22 protein-coding genes and 1 pseudogene are annotated in these 25,316 nt (G+C 40.9%); 13 read left to right on the top strand and 10 right to left on the bottom strand.

All coding sequences use genetic code 11. From position 1 onward, the window contains the following. The 6 genes and pseudogenes from V7K48_RS16665 to V7K48_RS16640 all read left to right on the top strand — a co-directional run. Positions 1-123 (top strand): annotated as a pseudogene (locus tag V7K48_RS16665) (photosystem II D2 protein (photosystem q(a) protein)); the annotation flags it as partial. A gap of 769 nt (positions 124-892) precedes the next feature. Beyond that, positions 893-1,174 carry a 4a-hydroxytetrahydrobiopterin dehydratase gene (locus tag V7K48_RS16660; RefSeq protein WP_335074285.1) on the top strand — a complete coding sequence of 94 codons (282 nt, stop codon included), beginning with the start codon at positions 893-895 and terminating at the stop codon, positions 1,172-1,174. Positions 1,175-1,931: 757 nt separating this feature from the next. Next, positions 1,932-3,653, top strand: a complete 1,722-nt coding sequence (locus V7K48_RS16655; RefSeq protein WP_335074283.1) for an iron uptake porin — start codon at positions 1,932-1,934, stop codon at positions 3,651-3,653. A 432-nt stretch (positions 3,654-4,085) separates the two neighbouring features. Then, positions 4,086-4,523 carry an RrF2 family transcriptional regulator gene (locus tag V7K48_RS16650; RefSeq protein WP_334969173.1) on the top strand — a complete coding sequence of 146 codons (438 nt, stop codon included), beginning with the start codon at positions 4,086-4,088 and terminating at the stop codon, positions 4,521-4,523. Positions 4,524-4,918: 395 nt separating this feature from the next. After that, the gene (gene cysK / locus V7K48_RS16645; protein WP_335074280.1) at positions 4,919-5,881 is read left to right on the top strand and encodes a cysteine synthase A; all 963 of its coding nucleotides are present in this window, start codon (positions 4,919-4,921) and stop codon (positions 5,879-5,881) included. Positions 5,882-5,896: 15 nt separating this feature from the next. After that, positions 5,897-6,601, top strand: coding sequence for a J domain-containing protein (locus V7K48_RS16640; protein ID WP_335074278.1), 705 nt, complete (start codon positions 5,897-5,899; stop codon positions 6,599-6,601). Positions 6,602-6,607: 6 nt separating this feature from the next. Here the strand turns inward: V7K48_RS16640 and V7K48_RS16635 are convergent, their stop codons facing one another. Next, positions 6,608-6,781, bottom strand: coding sequence for a hypothetical protein (locus tag V7K48_RS16635; protein WP_335074276.1), 174 nt, complete (start codon positions 6,779-6,781; stop codon positions 6,608-6,610). A gap of 66 nt (positions 6,782-6,847) precedes the next feature. Between V7K48_RS16635 and V7K48_RS16630 the strand changes: the two genes are divergently transcribed. Further along, the gene (locus tag V7K48_RS16630) at positions 6,848-7,720 is read left to right on the top strand and encodes a 6-carboxytetrahydropterin synthase (protein WP_335074274.1); all 873 of its coding nucleotides are present in this window, start codon (positions 6,848-6,850) and stop codon (positions 7,718-7,720) included. 197 nt (positions 7,721-7,917) lie between these two features. Here the strand turns inward: V7K48_RS16630 and V7K48_RS16625 are convergent, their stop codons facing one another. From V7K48_RS16625 to V7K48_RS16610, 4 genes are all read right to left on the bottom strand, one after another. Further along, on the bottom strand, positions 7,918-8,046 hold the full coding sequence (locus tag V7K48_RS16625; protein WP_335074272.1) for a hypothetical protein: 129 nt from the start codon (positions 8,044-8,046) through the stop codon (positions 7,918-7,920). Positions 8,047-8,079: 33 nt separating this feature from the next. Beyond that, positions 8,080-9,075 (bottom strand): PrsW family intramembrane metalloprotease, encoded by a 996-nt coding sequence (locus V7K48_RS16620; protein WP_335074270.1) that lies wholly within the window; start codon positions 9,073-9,075, stop codon positions 8,080-8,082. Continuing rightward, positions 9,068-9,988 carry a class I SAM-dependent methyltransferase gene (locus tag V7K48_RS16615; RefSeq protein ID WP_335074268.1) on the bottom strand — a complete coding sequence of 307 codons (921 nt, stop codon included), beginning with the start codon at positions 9,986-9,988 and terminating at the stop codon, positions 9,068-9,070. The genes V7K48_RS16620 and V7K48_RS16615 overlap by 8 nt, the downstream gene beginning before the upstream one ends. Before the next feature lie 297 nt (positions 9,989-10,285). Then, positions 10,286-11,965 carry a DUF3352 domain-containing protein gene (locus V7K48_RS16610; protein ID WP_335074266.1) on the bottom strand — a complete coding sequence of 560 codons (1,680 nt, stop codon included), beginning with the start codon at positions 11,963-11,965 and terminating at the stop codon, positions 10,286-10,288. A gap of 562 nt (positions 11,966-12,527) precedes the next feature. Between V7K48_RS16610 and V7K48_RS16605 the strand changes: the two genes are divergently transcribed. From V7K48_RS16605 to V7K48_RS16580, 6 genes are all read left to right on the top strand, one after another. Continuing rightward, complete coding sequence (locus V7K48_RS16605; RefSeq protein WP_335074264.1) at positions 12,528-15,209, top strand: M1 family metallopeptidase; 2,682 nt, start codon at positions 12,528-12,530, stop codon at positions 15,207-15,209. 651 nt (positions 15,210-15,860) lie between these two features. After that, positions 15,861-17,549 (top strand): ABC1 kinase family protein, encoded by a 1,689-nt coding sequence (locus V7K48_RS16600; RefSeq protein ID WP_335074262.1) that lies wholly within the window; start codon positions 15,861-15,863, stop codon positions 17,547-17,549. Continuing rightward, positions 17,549-17,701: a hypothetical protein gene (locus V7K48_RS16595; protein WP_335074260.1), complete on the top strand. Its 153-nt coding sequence runs from the start codon at positions 17,549-17,551 to the stop codon at positions 17,699-17,701. The genes V7K48_RS16600 and V7K48_RS16595 overlap by 1 nt, the downstream gene beginning before the upstream one ends. Before the next feature lie 94 nt (positions 17,702-17,795). Then, entirely contained in the window at positions 17,796-18,170 is a 375-nt protein-coding gene (locus V7K48_RS16590; RefSeq protein ID WP_335074258.1) for a hypothetical protein, read from the top strand. Between the two features lie 424 nt (positions 18,171-18,594). Then, positions 18,595-19,476: a hypothetical protein gene (locus V7K48_RS16585; RefSeq protein WP_335074256.1), complete on the top strand. Its 882-nt coding sequence runs from the start codon at positions 18,595-18,597 to the stop codon at positions 19,474-19,476. A gap of 278 nt (positions 19,477-19,754) precedes the next feature. Next, positions 19,755-20,123, top strand: coding sequence for a glycosyltransferase (locus tag V7K48_RS16580; protein ID WP_335074254.1), 369 nt, complete (start codon positions 19,755-19,757; stop codon positions 20,121-20,123). Between the two features lie 31 nt (positions 20,124-20,154). Here the strand turns inward: V7K48_RS16580 and V7K48_RS16575 are convergent, their stop codons facing one another. The 5 genes from V7K48_RS16575 to V7K48_RS16555 all read right to left on the bottom strand — a co-directional run bounded on the left by V7K48_RS16575 (position 20,155) and on the right by V7K48_RS16555 (position 25,314). Then, the gene (locus V7K48_RS16575; RefSeq protein WP_335074252.1) at positions 20,155-21,189 is read right to left on the bottom strand and encodes an Npun_R2821/Npun_R2822 family protein; all 1,035 of its coding nucleotides are present in this window, start codon (positions 21,187-21,189) and stop codon (positions 20,155-20,157) included. A 16-nt stretch (positions 21,190-21,205) separates the two neighbouring features. Continuing rightward, the gene (locus V7K48_RS16570) at positions 21,206-22,096 is read right to left on the bottom strand and encodes an Npun_R2821/Npun_R2822 family protein (RefSeq protein ID WP_335074250.1); all 891 of its coding nucleotides are present in this window, start codon (positions 22,094-22,096) and stop codon (positions 21,206-21,208) included. A gap of 3 nt (positions 22,097-22,099) precedes the next feature. Beyond that, positions 22,100-23,077 carry an Npun_R2821/Npun_R2822 family protein gene (locus V7K48_RS16565; RefSeq protein WP_335074248.1) on the bottom strand — a complete coding sequence of 326 codons (978 nt, stop codon included), beginning with the start codon at positions 23,075-23,077 and terminating at the stop codon, positions 22,100-22,102. Positions 23,078-23,080: 3 nt separating this feature from the next. Beyond that, complete coding sequence (locus V7K48_RS16560; RefSeq protein ID WP_335074246.1) at positions 23,081-24,040, bottom strand: glycosyltransferase family 10 domain-containing protein; 960 nt, start codon at positions 24,038-24,040, stop codon at positions 23,081-23,083. Positions 24,041-24,102: 62 nt separating this feature from the next. Further along, a complete protein-coding gene (locus V7K48_RS16555) occupies positions 24,103-25,314 on the bottom strand; it encodes a glycosyltransferase family 4 protein (protein ID WP_335074287.1) in 1,212 nt (403 codons plus the stop codon). Positions 25,315-25,316: the final 2 nt, after the last annotated feature.

Raw genomic sequence — 25,316 nt, 5'->3', positions numbered from 1 at the left:
ACCTTCTATACCAAAAACATTTTGCTGAATGAGGGTATCCGCGCTTGGATGGCTCCTCAAGATCAACCCCACGAACAATTTGTATTCCCTGAGGAAGTTCTACCTCGCGGTAACGCTCTCTAATAAATAAAAACCGACCATCACCTGAATAAGAGTTGTGGTTAGCGGTAATTGACACCGCCCAGATTAAATAATCTCCTGGCTACAAGCCAATAAAGTGTCAATCTTCCCCATTTTCCAATAATCTCCCGCCTTTTAGTGGGGGATTTTTTTATATATGGTTAATATCTCTAAATTTATGTGTTATATTAGATGAAGGTTATAAACCCAGAGTAAATGCTCTGCCCTTTTGAAACTTAAGACCGCTTAGGTAATAAGGAGGTGATGCCCATGATAGAAAGTAGTAAATGCATGGGTCATCAGGTTGCAGTTAGCCGGCTGTGCGCCGGAGCTGTTCTCTAAAGTTAGCCTTAGTCATCTTGAGAGACTAAGTTAGCTCAAGTAGCTAGGCAAGCTCGGAGTTCCTTCCGGCAGTCTGGTTGCAACCTGAAGACCCGCTAGACCGCTCTGACTTAGATCACCTGATCTAAGTCAGAGCGGATAGTTTTTTAGGGGTGACTTTTGTTTTATCAATGCTTGCTTTTGAAAACTTAGATGACCACGCCTGGGCGGGCAAAGCCAACGCGTTAAAGTTTTCTTAAAAAAAATATCTGACATCAAATTTTGGGGTCTGACTAGATGTGGGCAATAGCGTCTATCTACCCAGTCTGATTTAAATATATACACACGCCATTATGCCCTAGTTTATCCCCCTATACTTTCTGTGTAGAGAATAAAAGCAGTTTGCCTTCGTAAGATGCAAGATGTAATAGATATATAGGAATTTTTTAATATGGCACAACTACTCACTGAGGCGGAAATTCAAGAAAGTGCAAAGGTTTTGTCAGGTTGGACTGTTGAAGACTCCAAGGTGCAAATTACTCGCACATTCAAGGATTTTATCCAAGCAATTGAGTTTGTCAATAAGCTAGTGGAGCCGGCTGAGTCGGCAGGACATCATCCAGATATAGAGATTTCCTACAACAAAGTGAAGATTACACTCACAACACATGATGCAGGCGGATTAACGCAGACAGACTTTGATGTAGCGCAGGCGATTTCCCAAATCAACTAAGTGATTTTTTGTGACATCTTGCACCAGACAACTGGGAGTCACCGCGACACAACAAAAGCCGCCTATACCTTGTTTTAAGGGAAACACAACCTGTAGCAAGCTTTAAGAGTAGACGTAAGGGTTTTGCTTTGGAGTGCACGAGTTTCAAAACCCTTGATTACTCAGCTTGTATTTTTGATCACAATAGCAGGCGGACTACCCTGTAGGTAGGCAAAGCCTACGTTTGTATAGCCGAGCCAGTCTGTTGTAATTAGCGTGCGATTTATACTAAGGCTAGTACCACAAGGCGGAAGTCACTCATTCAAAAGTCAAAAGAATTATATTCCTTGCTCTTGCACCATTTTGAATGGTAGGTTTGTTTACGCCGTGCTGTATTAGATGGAAGAAGTGATTTTTGATGACAAGCTGCTAAGTGTCTAAAGCTTTCAGCAATTTAGCCAAGTAGGGAGCGAATGACCTAAACCTTACTCCCTACTTAGATATTTAGATAACTATGTGTGACAGTTATAAAGGCGATCGCTGTCATCTTGCCATCTAGATCAGATGTTTTATAATGTTATGATATAAAGATATGTTTTTGCATAAGTTAATCACATAAGTTTTTAACCCAAAGTTAATCGTTTATTAGCTTTGCAAAAACTAAAATTGTAGTAGTGGCAACTATGCCTCATCCACAGGTTTCAATGAGATGTCGCATTTTTGAGATTTAGGTGCACGAACACAATTATTTAAACAAGGTGTGAGGAGTAAAGAAAAGATGTCTAATATCTTGTGGAAATCCTTAGTGGTTAGTCCAGCAGTTTTGGGAGCAACATTGTTAGTTTCGACAACAGCAATTGCGGCTCCAAAGACAACCACTGAAGTATCAGCAGCCAAACAACTGGGTGTAACGCAAGTTGCCCAACAGCCAGAAATATTGGCTCAAACAACGATAGATCAAGTTAACCGCTATAGCAACGAAGGCAACCAAAATAACTCTCAGTCTCAAGTAACATCGGTTTCTCAATTTTCCGACGTACAACCCACTGATTGGGCATTCCAAGCCTTGCAGTCCTTGGTTGAGCGCTATGGTTGTATTGCAGGTTACCCAAATGCCACTTATCGTGGTAACCGTGCCTTGACCCGTTATGAATTTGCCGCTGGTTTGAATGCCTGTTTGGATCGGGTTAACGAATTGATTGCCACAGCAACAGCTGACTTGGTGACCAAACAAGATTTAGCTACCTTACAGCGGTTACAAGAAGAATTTTCCGCAGAATTGGCAACCCTACGTGGTCGCGTCGATTCCTTAGAAGCGCGAACTGCTGAATTAGAAGCTAATCAGTTTTCCACTACTACCAAACTAGTCGGTGAAGCCGTTTTTGCCGTTAGTGATGCGTTTGGAGGTAACACTGGTGATGCTAATAAGACTGTCTTCCAAGACAGAGTCCGTTTAGACTTGCAAACCAGCTTCACAGGTAGAGACGTTTTACATACTCGTCTCTCTGCTGGTAATTCACAAGCCTTTTCACTAAGGGATAACGCTAATAATCCGATTAACACTGCTGAAGGCACACAAACGTTTGAAGTCAGTAGCACTGGTAACAACAGTGTCAACATAGACCGCTTGACCTATGAAGTTCCCATAGGCCCAGCCCAAGTTTACCTTGCAGCTAGTGGCGGACGGCATAGCCATTATGCTGCTGTCAATAATCCTTACTTTTTTGATCAAACTGACGGTGGTGATGGTGCTTTGTCTACCTTTGCTTCTGAAAGTCCCATCTATCGGATTGGTGGCGGTGCAGGTATAGCACTCAATCTACCTCTTGGTAAAGGTGGCGGTATTTTAGGAAATAGTTCAATCACAGCAGGTTACTTGGCATCGGAAGCTAATAATCCTGGTCTTGGTTCAGGTCTGGCCGACGGCGACTATGCAGCTCTTGGACAGTTGAACTTTAGTGTTGGCAATCGCTTGGCTTTAGCTGCTACCTATGTTCACGGATATAGTGCCGCAGGTGGTTTGTTGTTCAACTCAGGTTCCACATCAGATGCTTTTGGCAACAATGTTAGAGTAGGTACTGGACAAGCTAATATTCTAAGTGCCGCAAATGCATCTTCAAGTAATTCTTATGGTGTGTCTGCTGCCTTTAGACCCAGCGACAAACTGTCAATTAGTGGCTTCGTCTCTTTCCATGATGTCACAGGCTTCGGTGTAGGTGATGATTATGAAGCTTGGAGCTATGGTGTTGGGGTAGCCTTACCTGATTTTGGTAAAAAAGGTAACGTTTTAGGTCTTTTTGCTGGTGCAGAACCCTATGCGTTTAACCGACCAGGTTTTGCTGGTAATGATATACCCTATCACTTTGAAGGCTTCTATAAGTATCGTGTGTCAGATAATGTTTCAATCACCCCTGGTGTAATCTGGTTGACCTCTCCTGGTCAAAACAGCAATAACGATGATGCGTTTATTGGTACACTCAGAACAACTTTCACCTTCTAAAGTGTTGACTATCCACCAACAATTTTGAACTCTATTTCTCCCCGCCATCAGGCGGGGCTTTTTGTTGTCGATAGCAGCAACGAATAAACCCCAGTAGGTAACCGGAGTATACTAGAAAAGTTAGGAGTTGTAAATTAGAAGTTATGAGTTATGGCGGGTTTTATATGAATAGACCATAGTAGGGTGGGCATTACAATGCCTAACCTACCAGCAACGAACTTCTAACTTACGCTGTGAGCAACTTTTTCTGAGCGAGCTTTTCTAATAGAAGTTGGCGGTATAAAGTTACATATTAAGTAATATCCGAACTCTGCCGATTTTAGATTTTGGATTTTAAATTGAAGGAAAAATATAAAATCCAAATTGAATGACACCTAACTTCTAACTCCTAACTCCTAACCCCTAATCCCTAACCCTAACTTATTGCTGCTTGTGGAACTATCGTGTAAATCGGAATATGCAATTCTGGCCTTATTAGAGATGGCCGCTCATTACGAAAGTGGCGAACCGCTGCAAATTCGACAAATTGCAGCACAACAAAACATACCCGATCGCTATCTGGAACAGCTACTAGCAACCTTGAGGCGTGGGGGTATAGTCAAGAGTCAGCGCGGATCAAAAGGTGGCTATCTGTTAACGCGAGAACCCCGGAAAATCATCCTTTTTGAGATTTTGGAATGTTTAGAAGGGTTAGAGGTGCGGACTTGTGAAGAAAACGTTAACTCCAAAACGGTAGATAGTTCGGTTATAGAAGAAATTTGGCAAGAAGCAAGTCGCGCTGCAAATTCAGTGCTGCAAAAATATACCCTCCAGGATCTTTGTGAAAAACGAGACTCGCGGCGGCAACTGGATATTATGTACTACATTTAGTCAAGAGTCAAAAGTCATTTGTTGATGACTTTTGACTCTTAACTAATGACTAACGCTCTTTAATCACTCTCACCAGATAATAAAACAATAATCCTTGCTACACAAGACTTTCAGGCAAATGAGATAATTTTAGCCATAATGTTAGAAAATAAAGCTCTAAACCCAGTTTCTGTCCCTTGTTTAGAAGTTGGCTGAAATTTTTCTTTGACCAGAGTGATGAAAGAGCGCTAAGTAAGTAGGCAAGAATAAATCAAACTATGTTACGCAATGTAAATATAATTAAATTAGCTCGTAGTAAGCGGCTTTTTCCCTGAAAATAGGGAAAAAGCCGCAGATTACAAACCTTTAATTATTCATACCCACTTACTTAATAACTAATAAATAAGGACTAAATTATGCGAATTGCTCGTAACATTACAGAACTGGTTGGTCGTACACCCCTAGTACAGTTGAACCGCATTCCCCAAACAGAAGGATGTGTTGCTGAAATTGTGGTGAAACTGGAAAGTATGAACCCATCGGCATCAGTCAAAGACCGAATTGGGGTAAGTATGATTAACGCCGCTGAGGAAGAGGGACTGATTACTCCTCTTAAGACAATATTGGTAGAACCCACCTCTGGAAATACAGGAATTGCCCTAGCAATGGCAGCAGCAGCTAAGGGTTATCGGTTAATTTTGACAATGCCAGAGACAATGAGTGGGGAACGACGGGCAATGTTGCGGGCCTATGGAGCAGAACTGGAACTAACACCAGGTATGGAAGGCATGAGTGGGGCAATTGGGCGAGCGCAGCAAATAGTTAATAGTACGCCAAATACCTATATGTTGCAGCAGTTCCGCAATCCAGCCAATGCAAAAGTGCATCGGGAAACTACTGCCCTTGAAATCTGGGAAGATACTGATGGACAAGTAGATATGATTGTTGCAGGGGTGGGTACAGGTGGTACGATCACTGGTGTAGCAGAAGTAATTAAAGCACACAAGCCAAGTTCTAAGGCGATCGCTGTTGAACCAGCCAATAGCCCAGTTTTATCTGGGGGACGGCCAGGGCCCCACAAAATCCAGGGAATTGGCGCTGGGTTTATTCCCCAAGTACTAAAGATAAAATTGATTGATGAAGTGATTACCGTCAGCGATGAAGAAGCGATCGCTTACAGTCGGCGTTTAGCAAAAGAAGAAGGGCTACTATCTGGCATTTCCAGTGGAGCAGCTTTATGTGCAGCAATTCGCGTTGCCCAACGTCAAGAAAACAAAGGGCATTTAATCGTGATGATTCAGCCCAGTTTTGGTGAGAGGTATTTGAGTACGCCGTTGTTCCAAGACCTGGAGGCAAGGTTGGCCGCTAGCGTCAGTTAACGATAAATTGAATTAATGGTCAATTCTAAGCACGTTTCTAACCACTACGAAACTCTCAAAGTTAGTCCAAGTGCCAGCCAGGCGGAGATTAAGCAAGCTTATCGCCGCTTGGTTAAATTGTTTCATCCTGACAGTAATCAGGAAACAGCCGATCACGAGCAGATTATCCGCATCAATGCAGCTTATGAGGTTCTAGGCGATAACCAAAATCGCCGTAATTATGACCAACAACTGCAAGATGACTCTCAAAAATTAAATAGCGATCGCCTACAGCGTACAGCATCAGCGCAAAAGCATTACCAGACAAGACGAAAAACAGGACGGGAAGCTGACGAGCAAGTCGAGGAATGGCTGCGCCAAGTTTACCAACCAGTAAATCGCTTGCTTTGTACCATTCTTTATTCGTTAGAAGAACAAATGGAGCAATTAGCCGCTGATCCCTTTGATGATGAGTTGTTAGATGAATTTCAGGAATATTTAAAAACCTGTCGAGATGACTTAAAGCAGGCACAAATTACTTTTCGCTCCCTGCCGAATCCGCCTAGTCTAGCAAGAACAGCGGCTCACCTCTATTACACTCTCGATCAAGTAGCAGATGGACTCGATGAATTAGGTTACTTTCCTTTGAACTACGATGAGCGTTATTTACATACAGGTCAAGAACTATTCCGCATAGCTACGGGATTACACTGTGAAGCGCAAGTTTCAGTTAATCAATAGTTTAGTTTAGGAGGCTGTATTTCTTGCCTCTGGTAAGGTGAGAAAATATGCGATCGCTACACAAGGTTTAGGGGATGTAGCGATCGCACCAGCCCCAGCAGTCAGCAAGCTACCGAAACCAGGTATAAATTTTAAGGCAATATCAGCAATACCGGATATTATTCCCCTAAGCACTGACAAAGAAATTAGTTTATGCTGGAAAGAGTCAAAGATTAAGAAATTTTAAATTTTGCTCCCAGTGTACTCATGCAATGTATTGTTAATCGCCGCGCCCAGTTTTCGGCAAGTCATCGTTATTGGTTGCCAGAACTGAGTGAAGCCGAAAATATTGAGAAATTTGGTGCTTGTTCTAGATTTCCTGGACACGGACATAACTATGTCTTATTTATCTCTCTTGGCGGGGAATTAAATGAATATGGCATGGTGCTAAACTTGTCTAATGTCAAACACGTAATCAAACGGGAAGTTACCAGCCAATTGGACTTCTCTTATCTCAACGATGTGTGGGCAGAATTTCAACAAACTCTGCCCACCACTGAAAATATTGCCCGGATTATCTGGCAGCGCCTAGCACCGCACTTGCCTTTAGTCCGCGTGCAATTGTTTGAACATCCTGAACTTTGGGCAGATTATATGGGAAATGAAATGGAAGCCTACCTCACCATCAGCACTCACTTTAGTGCTGCCCATCGGCTGGCTCATCCTCACCTCAGTAACGAAGAAAACACTGAAATTTACGGTAAGTGCGCCCGTCCTCACGGTCACGGACACAACTACCATTTAGAAGTTACCGTCAAAGGGGAAATTGATCCCCGCTCCGGCATGATTGTTGATTTAGGGGCATTGAACCAAGTTATAGAAGATTATGTGGTCGAGCCATTCGATCACACCTTTTTAAATAAAGACATTCCTTATTTTGCCGAAGTTGTGCCCACTGCTGAGAATATCGCATTTTACATTAGTAATTTACTGCGATCGCCTATTCAGGAATTGGGAGCTAAACTTTACAAAGTTAAACTGATTGAAAGTCCTAATAACTCCTGCGAAATCTACTGTACTGAGTCAGAATCAAATTCAGCCAGTGCAGCCATAAGTCAGCCAATATTAGCAGGGGTTTAGCTAAGTGGAAATCCAGGCATAAGACATAGGGAATTTAGATCAAATTGTCAGCATTAGAGAAAATAATTCCAGGTGCGATGTTTGACGACAAGCTGCTTTGCATCTACGCAGCTTTACCCAGACCAGTTTCATCTGACTAATTGTTAAGAACTGTAACAATCTTGCCGTAACTCGATTGATGATCTCAGTTAGGCGCTTTAGTCACCAAATAGTTCTCCATCAATAATCTTATAGCGATTTCTGCGTTCACGAAGTGTCTCGGAACGAGAATCGCTAGCAAATAGCTCTAGGTGAGCAGTTGTCCAATGCACTGGAGTTGTTTGCATAGAAACCCCCTAGCATTTTCCTTTGATCATATTTTAAAAATACCGACGACGGGCGGAATGTCGCAAATAGCAATAAATGCCCCAGGCTAAAACTCCGAAAAAGAGATTTAGTAAAAAGCGAGTAACTATAAACCACAAAATATCAGTATCAAAAAGCTTCGACGGACTCAAGGGACTAAGAATCCTGGCTAAGAGAAACAGCCCGAAAATAGCATTTCCACCTAGCACGAGGGCAAACAGCACTAAACTCCTCTGCCAGTAACGGCGTTGGGGTGTACGGTTTGAGATCAGGGTAATAGCGGGTTTACCTTGTACTTTTCGCAGTAATTGTTCCAGCCGCCAAAACATCCACAACAGAAACGGAAATAAACCGTAGCTAAGGAAACGCAGGGGTAGGGAGTAACGCCAAGCACTAGATAGGACATTAACTAGGGCATGACAGATTACAGAATTTAGCCAAGCCTTAAAAATGAACTTCCTGTCTCGATTTAACCGAGTGTGGGAGGAAATATAAATTCCCAAAGCATATCCCCAAGGCGCAGAGAACATAGCATGGACTGGCGTGCCGATAGTTCGGTCAAGAATTGATCCAGTACTGTGGAAAAGGTAAATCCAGTTTTCTTCGGCAGTGAATCCAAAGGCAACGGCTATGGTGAAGAGGAAAACGGTAGAGTGAAGTAATCGATACCTGCGTTGCAGATAGCAGGTTGGGACAACAACCGCTGCCAATTTGCAGCCTTCTTCAATTGAACCTACTTCCACCAGCTGCCGCAAGGCTACACCAAAAAGCGTAGACGCGCAGCGGCTTGTCGGCAGACATAGCTTAATGTAATGCCATTCCCCAATCTTGTTGGCTACAGTTTCAAAAATCCATTCGAGGCTAAGGGCTAAGATTCCAGATATTGCCCCGATGATAAAGAACATTAGCAACCTTAACAGAGGTGGGGCAAATGGCACCCGACAGTAGTAGTACCCTAGCAGCAGCAAGGGTGGTATTGCTGCCCACAGCAGTAGAGAAAAATCAACCACTCACCTGAGCGATCGCTGTGCGGTGACGGTGGGTATTGTTAGTGATAGTGGGACTTTGGAAACCCGCTTCAACAATAGCTTGCTCAATGTCCAAAGCAAAATATTCATCTAAATACGGTTCAGTACTTTTGAGCAACGTCAAAATGTAGGCTGGCATTTTCTTGTAAACCTCAGATTTAGGATTCATGTCCATGATTGCCAAGTAGCCACCTGGACGCAGCACACGGCGCATTTCAGCTAAAATTTGTCGGGTTGCTAATTGAGGTAATTCGTGGCACATCAGGAAAATTGAGACTAAATCAAATGAGGCATCTGGTAGCCCAGTAGATTCAGCTTGGGCATGAAGCCAATTAATTTTAGCTTGACGTTGTTGAGCGCGGTAATTGGCAACAGCTAAGAAGTAAGGAGATAAGTCTAAGCCTGTGATTTTGGCATGGGGATAAATTTCTTGCATGGCAAAGGTACTCAAACCTACAGCACACGCCAAGTCTAGGATGTCTTGGGGTTGATTGGGGATTTGGGCTTTGAGGATATCGTGGTAACTTTGGCGCAGTTTAGCATCTCCTTCAGCTCCAGCATCCTGCCAAATTCCGGCATGGACAGTACGAGCCGCAACTTCTTGCTCCCAAGCGGCTTTCCAACTGAGGTCTCCACCTTCGTAGGCATGGAATGGCCGCAAATAGTATTCTGGGTAGGAAAGCTGAGGATTTTCTACTTGAGCTAGATCAGCCTTCCAATCACGCGCCTGTAGTGTCTCGACTTCTTGCGTCCAAGGCACGCCAATTCTTTCGGCACGTTTAATCATCATTTGTCTAGCTTGATGCTTGGCTAGATCGGCCAAAGGCTTGATTGCCAGTACGCCATTTACCAAGCGGGAAGCGAAGCCAGGAGTGGTATTTACAGCAGCGGTCATAAATTAATTCGCGTTCAACAGCTTTTTTACTTATGACATACTTGCTGGATATCAGTCTAAAAATGAATTGAATTGTATAACGGCAGTCTGCTTACGCTCATTGGCAGATGAAAATTAATGTTATGAAAGTTTGATATTTAGAGATCAGCGTGATTCGTCTCTTTAGAGGGTCGTGCTAATTTTCAATCTATTTTCATCAAAGCTATTTATTGAAGATTAGCAAGATTTTGATAGTTAATAAAATCTATCTCAACAGAGATGGAGAAAATTTCCTCCCCGCGTCCTCTTCCGAATGCCCTATTTTGCAGCAGGCTTGAGAGCTAATAGCATCTCTAATTCACTGGTAGATTTATCGGGGCTAGTGGCGGTAATACCAAAACCACGAATGGAACTTAGGATGGTAATGGTATTGGGATCAGATGAGATCAAACTATTAATCAAGGGTACAGTTTTAGTTTTGTCCATATCTAGGTAGAAATAGCCACCGTTAGGCTTTTGCAAAGAACCAGTAACGGCTTTGAAAGCGTCGCTATTGTCGAGAGATTGATTCTTGCGATCGGCAACTGCGTTAGCAATTGGGCCACCAAGAGCCACAAATACAGTGTCTTGATCCAGCCAACCATGCGCCAATAAAGCTCCTTGTCGGGGGATTTGCCATTCAGTTACGTCTTTCCCACCGATATTTCTGTTGGCGACGTTGATTTGTTGAATTTTGGCGAGGGTATCCAATTTTGTCAAGGTGGCTTCAGCAGTTTTGCGATCGCTAGTATCAAATACTAAAGCACCTCCAAAACCAACACTCGCTAACACCCCTTGATTTGATGGAATCGCACCAAAGGCGAATTCCCCATTCATCCAGCCAAAAATATCCTTATCCAGGTCTATATTGGCAATTTTCACTTGTCCTCGTGCTTGTTCCAGAGCTTGCTTCATTTCTGGATAATCTTTTGACTGTTCTACTAGCGCTTTCCAGCTACGGCTGATGCCATTTCCGCTAATCAGAGCAAAGGTATCAATCGGAAATTGCCCGACTATATTCCCAGGACTTGATTGATACTGAAATTTATTTAGTTGCGGATCTAAATTGGCGATCGCTTTTACCCGCACTCCCGCATCATCAACACCAACACCTGCCACCACAGATTTTATCTGCTTAAGTTGCGTCAGGGTTTGTGAAGGTAACTGCTTTGCCTGCGGACTTGCACCTGCTAATTGCTGTACCATGCCTGCATAGTCTGGTACATAAATTTGGGCGAGGCTGTTTTTGACATCTACTCCTTTATTGAGAATGTTGCTGGCACTTTCTTTACTGGCAAAAGAAGACTGTCCCTTAAACGTGTCAATTGCTTTTTCTACAGCTTGTTTTTCGGGGGCTAATACCAAGTGACTATTATTTAAAACTACGCTATATGTCGGCTTGCCATTTTCTGTAGTTTCGATAATTTTTTGACCTTGGTAGTCAGATTCCTGGAATTTCACCCCTTTTTGTGATTTCAATTTATTAGCAAAATTCAAGGCACTGAGTTTGTCCTTTATTCCCACTACTATCAGGATATTCGGTTCCTGCTGTAAATTTTTTGGTACATTAGGTGCCCCAGACGGCACATTGAACTGCGCCGGTTTAACCGGATTTGGTGGCAGTACAGCAATCATTACACTACCAGCCCAAGGCTTTATGTCTTTTTCATAAGAAACGTTACTGTCACTGAACATTTGCTTATTGAAATGTTCCAGACCTTTTGCCACCAACTTTTGTGCTTCTGGAGTGCCAAACTGCTGTAACTTTGCCCAAGCTTGAGAGTCAGTAGTAATATAAGTTGCCATCAATGCTGTTGAAGGTACTACTTTTGCACTGCCTAGAGCATCTAAGCTACCTCCTGATGGCCCTTTAAAATACGTATAAGCCGCTATACTTCCTGCTACAACTACAACAGCACCAACAACAGGAATGAAAAACTTTGATTTACTTTCAGGCATTCTGTTATCCTCATTTTGCTCAAATTGTCACCGAGATTTGTACAAGTGTCATTGTAGAGTTCTCGGATTGATTACTAATTTCCACTCATTGATCGGTATTTACTGATAAAATTAGTAGTCCTATAAGAAGTTAGTGATCTAAAATTACTCTAAAAAATACTTCAATGGGATGAGGAGCGAATCCGCAAATGAGATGCTGTTCATCTCAAACAAAATAGCCTGCTCAACAGCGGCAAGCTATCCTAAGTTATAAGAATAATTAGGAGTATTTGTACTTAATGAGAATCTATCGAGGTGTAAGAGACTCTTGACTCGATGACAAAAAAGTGCGAAACATCAGGGAAAGTAAATGCGGAAGGGATATGGAAAAAAGTCCAAGGTTCGGCAACCGCAACCGACCTTCGGAAATTCGGGTGAGATAATTTCAATTCCCCAATCCCAAAGAGGAGTCCTCACCCCCATATTGCCTTGTTGATTTGGGAAATACAGACACCGCTATTTTGCTTAACTACACCCACCAGCCAAGCCAGACTTTTCAGGATTACAAGGTCAGTAAGGATCAATGTCGAAGTCTTATTTTGATACAGATAATAACGTACACAAACCTTTTGAGTTACCGGGAGCAAGACCACACTACAACCCTGATCGCCCCGGACAGGTAGAGCATATTTTTCTCGATCTCAGCTTGGATATTCCCAAGCAAAGCTATCAGGGCAGTTGCAGGATTCGCCTCTTGCCAATCCGTAATGGCATTGACCGTTTGACTTTAGATGCTGTCAACCTGAATATCGAGTCTGTGCAGGTGGACGAGGTGCCACAAAATTTTGACTCCGATGGGGAACAGCTTTCCATCCAACTTTCTGAGGCGACCCAGATTGGTAAAGGCTTGCTGATTGCGATCGCCTACTCGGTGACAAAACCGCAACGCGGTATTTACTTTATTCAACCAGACAAACACTACCCAAACAAGCCCACCCAAGTTTGGACTCAGGGAGAAGACGAAGACTCTCGCTTTTGGTTCCCCTGCTTTGACTATCCAGGACAACTATCTACTTCGGAAATTCGCGTCCGCGTCCCCAACCCTCTCGTGGCGATTTCCAACGGCGAACTAATTGATACCACAGAAGATGGTGATTACAAAATCTACCATTGGTCACAGCAACAAGTTCATCCTACCTACTTAATGACTTTGGCAGTCGGTGACTTTGCCGAAATTCGGGATGAGTGGAACGGGAAAGCAGTCACCTACTACGTAGAAAAGGGACGGGAGGAAGATGCTAAACGCAGTATGGGCAAAACTCCGCGCATGATCGAATTTTTGAGCCAAAAGTATGGTTATCCCTATGCTTTCCCGAAATACGCCCAGGTTTGCGTCGATGACTTCATCTTTGGTGGGATGGAAAACACCTCCACAACCCTGTTAACAGATAGATGCTTGCTGGATGAACGTGCTGCCTTAGATAACCGCAACACAGAAAGTTTAGTCGTTCACGAACTAGCGCACCAGTGGTTCGGTGATTTAGTGGTGATTAAGCATTGGTCTCATGCTTGGATTAAGGAAGGGATGGCTTCTTATTCTGAGGTGATGTGGACAGAACAGGAATATAGTCCAGAAGAAGCAACTTACTATCGTTTATTGGAAGCTCGTCGTTACATTAGTGAAGATAGCAGCCGCTACCGCCGTCCAATGGTAACACATGTTTACCGGGAAGCTATTGAACTTTACGATCGCCACATCTACGAAAAAGGGTCTTGCGTTTATCACATGATTCGGGCCGAATTGGGAGATGAATTGTTTTGGCAAGCAATTCAAACATTTATCCAAGATAATGCCCACAAAACCGTAGAAACAGTTGACTTACTCAGGGCGATTGAAAAAGCAACCGGACGTAATCTTTTGTTCCTTTTTGACCAATACGTTTATCGTGGTGGTCATCCTGATTTTAAAGTAGCTTACTCTTGGGATGGAGATGCTAATTTGGCAAAAATTACAGTAACTCAAACCCAAGCTGCTGAAGGTAAAAATGGCAGTAAGGATTTGTTTGATTTAAAAATCCCTATTGGTTTTGGCTATACGCAACCAGAAGAAGTCAGGAATGAAGAGTTAGGAGTACAGACGCGATTAATCGCGTCTGTACAGGAGTTAGGAGTTAAAAATAATTCCAAACTCCTAACTCCTAACTCACAACTTAAAACTTTTGTAGTGCGGGTGAATGAACGTGAACAAAGCTTCTACTTTCCCTTAGAAAATAAGCCCCAATTTATCAGCTTTGATGTGGGGAATAATTACCTGAAAACAGTAGCTTTAGAGTATCCAATACCGGAGTTAAAAGCACAGTTAGAATCTGACCCCAACCCGATTGCGCGTATCTATGCAGCAGAAGCTTTGGCGAAAAAAGGTGGGTTAGAAGCTACCATTGCACTATCTGCGGCGCTAAAAAATGACCCCTTGTGGGGTGTACGTGTGGAAGTAGCGAAACAACTAGCCCAAATCAATTTAGACCAAGCCTTTGATGGCTTAGTTGTTGGGTTAAAAGATAAAAATGCTTACGTGCGACGATCTGTAGTGGAAGCACTTGCTCAAATCAAAACTGCTGAAAGCTATAAAGTCGTCAGAGGACTGTTGCAAAAGGGCGATCCCAGCTACTATGTAGAAGCAACAGCCTCTCGTGTGATTGGAGCGATCGCATCTGCCCACTTGGAAGAAAAACCCAAGGAAGACAAGGTATTAAAGCTGCTGAAATCCGTTTTAGAACAGAAGGCGGGTTGGAATGAAGTAGTGCGGAGTGGTGCAGTTGCTGGTTTAGCTGAATTCAAAACTTCGGAAGCAGCTTTAAATCTGCTGCTTGAATACACCAAACTTGGTGTACCACAACCTTTACGTTTAGCTACAATTCGCGCTTTAGGAAAGATTTCTGTAGGTCAAAGTCCGGTTAATTTGGAACGGATTTTAGAAAAATTAACAGAACTAGCCAAAGAAACCTTCTTTTTAACGCAAGTAGCGGTAGCCTCAGCATTAGGACAAATGGAAACACCCAAAGCAGTCGAGATTTTGCGATCGCTAGCTGAACAAACAGCCGATGGGCGTGCACGTCGCTATGCTGAAGAAGAAATTTCCAAGGTGCAAAAGAATATTGGTTCAGAAAAAACCCTGCGTCAATTGCGTGAAGATTTCGACCAACTCAAACAACAAAATCAGGAATTGAGAAGCCGTTTAGAAAACTTGGAGGCCAAATCTAAATAGCACTACATAATAATTAAAAGTAGCTAATTGGTAATTGGTAATTGTGGCAAAACCACTACCACTTACCAAATTTATAGCAGTAGCTGAAAGACCGGTTCATTGAGGGTATGCTTAACTAATCAAATGCAGCGGAGGCTACAATCTGCTGGCACTGAGTTTTAAGTCAACTGTGGTGTTGTTTTATCAACTTCATTATGGATGAGTGTTTTAGAAGACTATCATCGTATAAGTATTCAGGCAAAGGTAAATGGGTGGCTAAGATAGTCTGAATTTTAAAATGATTAAATTCAAGACAGTAATAGTACTACTGATGCATCTAACTATTAGTAAATAAAGTTACTTAACTATCGCATTTTATGCAAATTTGCATACATAGGGGAATATTTATATTTTTATAAACAATGGTTAAGAAAAGATAAAACCATCTGAAACTTGGATAAGTAGTTGTAGTTTTATAAAGTATAATTAAGAAAAAGATAAACAAATCTTAGGCAGTAACATTAGGCTAAAATCGCCTCGAACAGTACCCTCATAGGGTAAAGTTCTAGTTGTTTTAGGTAAAAGACTACTGCTATCCTGAACTTGCAACTAACTTGTGGTCAGGAGAAAAACCATAATTGTAAATTTTTCAGTTGAAGAGGCAAAAAAGGCGTGGGTCAGTATCAACCTGCTGGGCTAAAACTCTATAATCCAGATGCGATCGCTCGCTACTATAGTTACCGTCCCTGGCTAGCCTGGGGGCGACTGCTAAGAATTATCTCCTCTTTTGCAGGATTTATATTCAGTCTCAAGTGGGACGAATGGCTAGATAAAGTTGAGCAGAACAAGGGTAAACGAGCTATCCAGTTGCGAGAACTGCTCACCCGCCTCGGCCCGACTTTTATTAAAGTTGGTCAAGCCCTCTCCACCAGGCCTGACCTGATACGCAAAGATTTTTTAGAAGAACTGATCAAGTTACAAGACCAGTTACCACCTTTCGATAATGCGATCGCTTACCAAATTATCGAAACTGAGCTAGACCGTCCAATCCATGAAAGTTTTAGCGAACTGTCACCTAACCCAGTAGCAGCAGCTAGCTTGGGTCAAGTATACCGTGGTCGTCTAGTCAGCGGCGAAGAAGTCGCAGTGAAGGTGCAACGCCCCAACTTACACCCGGTAATCACACGCGACCTATATCTAATGCGTTGGGCAGCAGGTTGGCTAGCTCCTTGGTTGCCTTTAAATCTCGGTCACGACCTAACTTTAATTGTGGACGAGTTTGGCACGAAGCTATTTGAAGAAATAGATTATATTAATGAAGGTCGCAACGCCGAACATTTTGCTAGTAACTTCCGTAACGACCCGCAAGTTAAAGTTCCAGGTATTTACTGGCGTTATACCAATACCCACGTTTTAACCCTAGAATGGATTGACGGCTTCAAGCTGACAGATACTAAACGCATCCGCGAAGCAGGTTTAGATCCAGAGGCGATCATCCAAATTGGTGTTACCTCAGGATTGCAACAGCTTTTAGAACATGGTTTCTTCCATGCTGACCCTCATCCCGGCAATTTGTTTGCTATACCCGATGGACGTATGGCTTACATTGACTTCGGCATGATGGATCAGTTGGAGGAAAGCTCCAAAGAAGCACTGGTAGATGCGCTAGTGCATTTGGTGAATAAAGACTATACCGACTTAGCTGAAGACTTTGTAAAATTAGGATTTCTGACTCCAGACACGAATATTTGTCCGATAGTGCCAGCATTAGAAGCGGTGCTGGGAAACGCGATTGGCAAAAATGTCAAGGATTTTAACTTCAAAACTATTACCGATGAATTTTCGGAACTGATGTACGAATATCCTTTCCGAGTCCCGGCAAAGTTTGCTTTGATTATTCGTTCCTTGGTAACTCAGGAAGGTATTGCCCTTAGCCTTAACCCGAATTTCAAAATTGTTGAAGTGGGTTATCCCTATATAGCACGGCGCTTGCTGACAGGGGAATCGCCAGAATTACGGCGACGATTGTTGAATGTGTTGTTCAAAGATAGTAAATTCCAGTGGCAGCGGTTAGAGAATTTAATTGCGATCGCTCGTAGTGATGACAACTTTGATGTATTGCCCACAGCCCAGATGGGGTTTCAATATTTAATGTCCCAAGAAGGTAAGTTTCTGCGGCGACAGCTGGTGCTTGCTCTCACCGAAGATGACCGTCTCCACACCGAAGATGTCCAACGCCTGTGGAACCTGGTTAAAGATGACTTAAAACCGGATCGTTTACTAAATATAGCGATCGGCATTTTAACAGAGTTATCCAGAGAAGGCGCAGCTGCTATCCTCCTCAGGACTTACGCAAAATAATGAAAAAACGTAGACGCATTCGCGTAGCCTCTGTCTGCGACACGCTGCGCGAACGTAGAGAAGGACGCATACCCCTATGGGGAAGCAAGCTACGCGCAGCGTCTCCAAGAGTTGGACACAAAGGAATAAGAGTTTTAGAGAGTTATGCGTAAGTCCTACTCCCAAAAGCTACATTACTTAGGTCTTTTGCTAGGAACCTGTTAACAAATAAACAGTAAAAATTTTTAATATTAATTAGGAGTTTTCATGTACTATTTTCCATTGCAACCCCCTTATTTCCTCTTACTTGTTGGCTTTCTAACAGCATTAACATCTGGTTTGGCATTATCTGGCACCTTGAAAGTAATTGTGCAGAAATGGCCAAGCGAACGCACAGAAAATACTAAACCGCGTTCCTCACTGAAACAATTACTTGTGCCATTTATCGGCATCACTGCTGGTACTTGTCTATTTCTGTCTTCAGGCTTAGAGATATTTGGCTTTCCCTTATCCTTGGCTTTAGGAGTTGGTCTTCCAATTAGTCTGTTTACTTGTTTATTAGTTTGGTTGCAGTTGGGAAGTATGATGACCTTTATAGAACGTGAAGGTATGCAATCTTTAGATTTAGATTCTTTTTCTTAGATAGTAGGACGCCTCACAAACGTACAAATCACCGTAAATGCTCACCGCCAGCAATGATGCTCTACTAAAAATGAGATCATTAGCTAGTGGTGAATACTTATTTTTACTGAAATTTCACAAGAGGATGTTTTAAAAGTCCCAGAAGGTATAATTTGCCATTCTGACTTGGGTTAACTTCGACAAAAAATCAAGGTTTTAGCCATGTACTGAGATACTTAGCTGTGCTAATTATGATAGCAAAAGACCCTTTTAAAATATCCTCTAAGTCTAAGATTTAATTGCGTTCAGATTAAGTACAAATAGTGAAAATTCATCCGCAGTATCTCTGCTAAAGTGATAAAAACTCTGACTCAAAGTGTACTAGACTTTGTTTAAAATTTTGGTTTTGCAGATTTTTATTTAATTAGAAAAAGTGTAAAAAGCTATGACTCAAGACAAAAAAGGATTTTGTTTTTGTACTTTAGCATGTGGTAAAAATTATCGTGCTCTTGCATTGTTGTTAGCAAAAGATATCGAAAAATATTCACCTAACAGTTCTTTTGTTATTTTAACTGATTGTCCTAGCGACTTTAGTCAACAGCCTAACGTTTTAGCATTTAAGCATAGACAACAAAGTGTTAAGTTTTACCATGATAAAAGATTTGCAATAGCTAAGGGTTTATCTCTATTTAATTCATGCATATTCATTGATGCAGATATGCGAATATTAGCGCCCGTTCCTCAATATCCGAAATGGATTTCAAGCCCAGGAATAACGGCAAGGGGTTGTGAAAATATGTCTAAAAAGCATGCTAAGGTTCTAGCTGGCAATTCTGATGCCAAACTTTTGAAAGAGTTTGAAGTGGCTAAAAGGGCTGCTTCAAAGTTAAATTTAGAAATAGAAAATGAAGATATTAACTTTGTTTATGAATATTTATTTACAGTTACAAAAGACTCTGGAAAGGAAATAGAATTTCTTAAACAGTGGGAAATTCTCGCATTTTATTGTGAGTTAAATGGACTGTATGACGCCGAAGGAAATGCAATAGGTTTAGCAGCTGCTAAAGCTGGTTTACCTGTTAGATGGAGTGTAATGGAGGGTATCTCTTTTTTTAAGGATAGAATCGAATTAGTCAGAATCAAAAAGGGAGAGTCAAAAATGGAGGACATGGCAATATATTTTGAGCAACAAGCAAAGCTAGAATACCCCAAAGGCTTTATTGGGCAGAGAATTATACTTAAAATAAATAAAATTATTAAGTATTTATATAATTTACTGCGCTTAAGAATTATAACTTTGAGTAACTTTAATTTTTATTACCGCTAATCAGTAGATGCAAGACATTTCGGCTTTTGCGTACCTGTTATGCTGAACCTTTAGTTAACTCTCTTTATGTCAAAGTGGGAAAATCCAATCGCTGAAAGCCTTTCACAGCTTTACTTTTCACTTTTTGGCTATAAAATTTAATTTATATTAGAAAATAAAGCCTCAAACCTTTGTTAAATCAAAGTTCCAGAGCCTGGCTTCGATTATTGTTTTCCGAGAGTGACGAAGAGGGTTAAGCATCAAGTTCAGCCGAAATTATTGAACTGGGTAACAGCTTATTGGGTGCTGGAAATTTTCAAGGAAGAACCGTAGCTTCTCATGAAGTTGCAAACTACTATAAAATTGCAGATGCTTTCGTGTTAGCTTCCCTCAATGAAGGACTAGGAAGGGTGTTTTTAGAGGTAATATTATACGGCTTACCTTGTATAGTTCATGATTATGGTGTTACCCGTTACATCTTTGATAATGAAGGGGATTTTGGCAATTTTAAACAAAAAGGAAGTTTGGCAGATTTAATTAGTCAAGTACTATCAAAAAATGAAGATAAATCTAAATTTTATCAGCGTCATCACTTTATTTATGAGCGTTTTAGCTGGGATAAGTTGCTCTCAAGCTATGTTGAGATGATTCACATGGTAGCTAATTGAACAAAAAACTTGTAAGTTAATTTTTACTCAATTATTGAGTAGTTTTATCCTTAAAATTACGATACTTTAGCTTAATATTATTAGCTCTTTGGTTCAGAAAACTTTTAGTAGTATTTTGTAACCGTGTGAGCAAAGTGGGACGCTTAAAGTTTTGAGGTCTATCTGCTGACGATTTTAAATACCGATAATGCAAAAACAAGTCTCGGTAGGGAAAATTAACATCTTCACCAGTACAAAGTTTAGTAAAGCTTGATGAACTTATACTCATATAATGTAAATATGTCAACCTCCGCCCTTGGTCATATAGGATATTATCTACCACATCAAACTGAGAACTCCAGTGATTACCAGTTCCCTGTTCACAGTCATGAAAAGCAAAGTTGTAATAGGAAATTCTACTTCTCAACACCATATAGTTAAATAAGGATTGGTCAGGCGCTAAAAAAGCCATGACATCTGCCTCACCTGATGTTAATTTGTCAATTAAGTCGGCTCTTATCGCTGGAGAAAAAATATTTTTCTTAGTGGCAAACCAACCAGCACAAAATACTTGAGACTGCAAGTTTTCTGAGTTGAAGATTTGCTGCATCTGCTCTGGTGAACCATCAAAAATAAATTTTAAGTCAGATTTATATTGAAAATCATTGACTAACCAATCATAGGTATCTAATTTTTCATATACATAATCTACGGGCCCCATTAACAAGGTATCTGCATCAAAATAAATAAATCTATCAAAGGGGCCATCGATAGCACAAAATTTGCGGTGCATTGGTAGCTCATAGAGTTCTGGAAAGCCCCATTCTCGCCAAGTTTTTTGCGCTCTAGGGTAATTTTTCCATATCTGAGTAGCAAAGTTATCCCAGTAAGCTATAGAATCAGAGTTTTCAAATAAACTGACATTATCTCTAGATGCAATCTCTGCTTTTACCTTGTCTAACCGCTGATTATATGGAAGTATACAAATAGGAATTTTCCTACCAGCATTAGCTTCTATACTGTTGAGCAACGCAACTAATTGGTCATAGACAACATCATTGGCTAGGATGTAAATGCCATCAATCATTGGGATACTCCTAATATTAAGTGCGGGCAGCAACAAAGGGAAATAAACGGCGAGTCAGTTTGGGGATGAAAGCGAATTTGCCCTCATGGAGATAGCGATAGTGTTCCCACAATTGCCAATAGGGACTACCAGTTTTCATCCGTGTACCAGCCCAATGGAGATATTTTAGCCGTTGTCCTCGGTCATAGAGGGCGTAATCTTGCTGTTGGAAATTTTGCGAACCTGCCCAACTACCAGGCCCTCCTCCAGGAATTTTGACGAGATTACCACGTTTGGCAATTAGTTTGAGTACAAGATAATTCAGAATGGGTTGGTCTGTAACTCCTTCAGAAAAATCGAAATATTCGCCATGCACCGCACACTCGCGCAAAGCTTCATCCATCTGTTGTTTGGTAATAACTCCTTTTCTCGAGGCCCAAAAGCCACTGTTGAAAACGTCTTGAAGTTGGGCATCTGAAAAAATTTGCTGCTCTTTCACAAATGGGGAAAAGATATTTCGCAGCTTGTCATTAGCATAATGGTAATCACAACAGAAGAAATCGACTTCTGAAAGTTTGTCTAAATTGTCAGCGATTTTTTCAAAAACGACAATATCAGTATCAATATAAATAAACTCATCTAAAGGGCCAAACCACACCAACAATTTACGCATTTTATTAGGCAAAGCAAGAAAATCTCGATCAAAAATTTCTCCGATGTGTTTAGTAAATTTATCAATAAGTTCTAAATCTGGGAAAATTTGGACATTGTGTAAGGTAGCAAGCTGCTCTGCTACCTTGTGATAATTTTCATTAAAAGGTATGAGATAAATGGTTACTCCTGGGTCATAGTAACGAATGCTATTGAGTAAAGCGATCGCATTATCGATAACGCGGTCATTAGCAACTATATAAATACCCCTACTCATAAATTATCCTTGGTTAATTAACTTAAGTTTTCGCAAAGCTCTTGTAAATAAACTTGGTGTGGGAGCGTCATTATAACTTTTAGGAGGAGTCTGAAAAACTGGACGCTTCTCTGGTTCGTGTAGATAACGATAATAGAGAAATAAATCTCGATAGGGAAATTCAATATTTTCTCCAGCACAGACTGCCTGATTGATATTAGGAGGAACACCAATATAATGAAGATAAGTTAGTCGATTGCCTTTGTCATAAAGAATTTTATCTTTTTCTTCAAAATGTTCAGAAGTAACAGAGTTTCCTGCAATTTGATGATTTTGTAAATGATGTGCAAAGTTATAAACTGGAATATCAGACCTCATAAACATATAGTTGAGAACTGGTTGGTCTCCTGTTGGATAGAGTATTTCTTTCTCACCTGCTCTCAAATAAGATAATAGTTTATTTAATTTATCTGGTTCAAATAGACATTTTCTAGAAGCGTAAAATCCTGAACAAAATATTTCTGTTTTGATGCGATTTTCATCAAAAACTTGTAGGAGTTTAACTGAATGAATTTTATAAACTTTATCTGGATGTTTAAACTGAAAATCGTAGACAACACAGTTGTATTCATCTAATTTCTGAAAAATAAAATCTAGTGAATTCATCACGAGAGTATCAGCATCCAAATAAACAAATTGATCAAAGGGTCCATCAAATGCACAAAATCTTCGATGACCACCATAAATTCTGTATTTATTTTTGTTCATACTAGCAGGACTGGCCTCTAGCATAAATTGATCCCAGCGGTTGATTGATTCTTGATTATCATAAAGAAATACATTAGGGCGTTTAGCTATTTCGTCAGCAATTCGCTGTGTCTGATCGTCGAAAGGATAGATACAAACAGGAGTTTCTGGGCCCAAGATAACATCAATACTGTTGAGCAAAGCCACCAGTTGATCGAAAACATAATCATTGCCAAGGGTACAAATACCATTCATAATTTATGAGTGTTGAGCAACAAAGTTTGACAACCAGTTAAGCAGGTTTAATTTATGTAAGATGATTTGACGTGCTTCTGCGATCGCATCTTTGGCAGCATACCAAGCATCAGGCGTAGCTGTCACTTCTTGAATATAGGCAATGCCTTTTTCATCTAAACTGGGCAACCGCAAAAAACTACCCGGTGGCAATAATTTATCAGCAGCCGGACCACCATAGTAAATTGGCAGACACCAGGCAAGCAAACTATCCCAAAGTTTCTCACTCACATACCAATTATTATCAGCATAGTTTTCAATTGACAGATTGTAATAGTATGGTGCCATCCCATACCACTTATTACCCAGTTCTCCCGACTTTTTCGCCCATTGTGGTAAGCTACGCCCATACAAATCAAACTTAATGCCACTAAATTGTAGAGACTGCAAAAAGTCTAAACGCTGGCGATGATTAACTGTGCGGCTAATTCCTGAAGTAATCCAACTACATGGGGCAACCTTTTGGGGCGGTGGCATTTCATTTAAATCTTGAAATGAATTTGAGTGATACCAAATAGTAGGCATATAGTCGGGAGTAGGAGCAAAATCATCAGGACCAGAAACGTAGCCACAATATTTCTGGGCTTGTTGGTAATTATGATTATTTATTTCTACAATTTCATCTAAAGGTGGTTCTCTTAGTAAATAAATAATCCGCTCTTTGTTGACACCACGCAGTAGAGAATCAACATTTACTACTGATTTTTGCTGCGGTTTGCGAAAGCTATCTAACCAAGATTTTTGCGGTGATACTTGGGGAAAATCAAATTGATACATCAGCAGAAAATCTGGTTTTGCTGCTAGTGCCTGCATTTGTATATTGTCCCAAACTCCAAATTGATGCGGGGTTTGTTGCCATAGCCAATCGGCTCTAGTTTCTAAACCTCGATAGCTGCTAATCATACCTACAGTTGTAATAGTCATTTTAGTTATTAGTCAGTTATTATTTTTCATGTGTTATTTTCCCTAATTTCACCCATTTTTACTTACACAATAAGTTGAGGCAGCAGAGATTCATCAACATAACTAAGAATTTTTGCTGCTCGATTTTCCCAAGAAAACTGCTTGACAAACTCGATACTATTTGGATAACCTTCTATCTTTCTGGGATGAGTTTTTAAAACCCGCTTTAGACTTTCAGCAAATTTGCTGGAGTTATCTGGTTCACACCAAGCAGTAATGGAATGAGTATCTTGAAATTCAACTAATGATGGAATTTCCGTTGCTACAATGGGAGTCCCAGAGGCAAAGTAGTCAAATAGCTTTAAGGGAGATGTGAAAGTTGCTGCTTTTCCCGAACAATGAGGGTGAGCTAAAACATCGGCTGCTTGTAGCAAAGATGCTAACTCATTATGCAAGACATAGCCTAAAAATTTAATATTATGAACCTGCTTTTCTTTTACTAATTGCTGATAATATTCCACTTCTACAGGTTTACCACCTGCACAGGCAAATTGCACATTAGGCATTTCTTTAGCGACATCAATTAGTATATCAATACCTTTAAATTGCTGTAACGCTCCTGCGTAAACTACCAAATGTTGGCTTTCATCTAGCAATAGTTTTTTACGCCATTCTGCCGCTTTTTCTGGTTGTCTCTGCATAAATAAGCGATTAAAACCATTGTGCAGCTTAATTACTTTTTCTGGTGGCATCCCATTTTTAATCATGCTTTCACGGATGGTGTCTGCAACTGTGACAGCAATTTGCAACAGCGGATTTATGACAATTTCTGACTCAAATAGTTTGTTTTCGTGGTGGTGGTGTTCATAAATTGCCGGAACGCCATTTTTGATGGCAGCTTTTATAAAATTCCAGTTGCGACTGTGGACAAGTTTAGTAGTTGGAAGGATGTGAAATGGTAAATAATATTTGCTGGCAATGGTGTTAGAGTCAGTAAATTTGCTCTGAAAATGGTCAATTGGCCAAGGCATCGGTAAGGGAGCAACTTTTAATTTGTCATGAAGATTGTAATACTTAATAAGTTCTGTTGGGGTTTGTCTCGGTTGAAAAGGACGAGCTAGATTAACTGGGTTAATCGCTTTTGCTCTTTTATCAGGGTATACCAAAACTGTTGAGTATCCCAAGTTGGCAGCGGCGTTAGCTGCATTTGTAGACTGTACTAGGTGAGCTTTTGGCTGAGGTAACTCTTCACCGATGAAAAAAATATAGTATTTTTTAAAAGCAGTATTTTTCATAG

This window comes from Nostoc sp. (genome assembly GCF_036919615.1).
GTDB lineage: Bacteria > Cyanobacteriota > Cyanobacteriia > Cyanobacteriales > Nostocaceae > Nostoc.
This window is presented reverse-complemented; position numbering and strand designations above follow the sequence as displayed.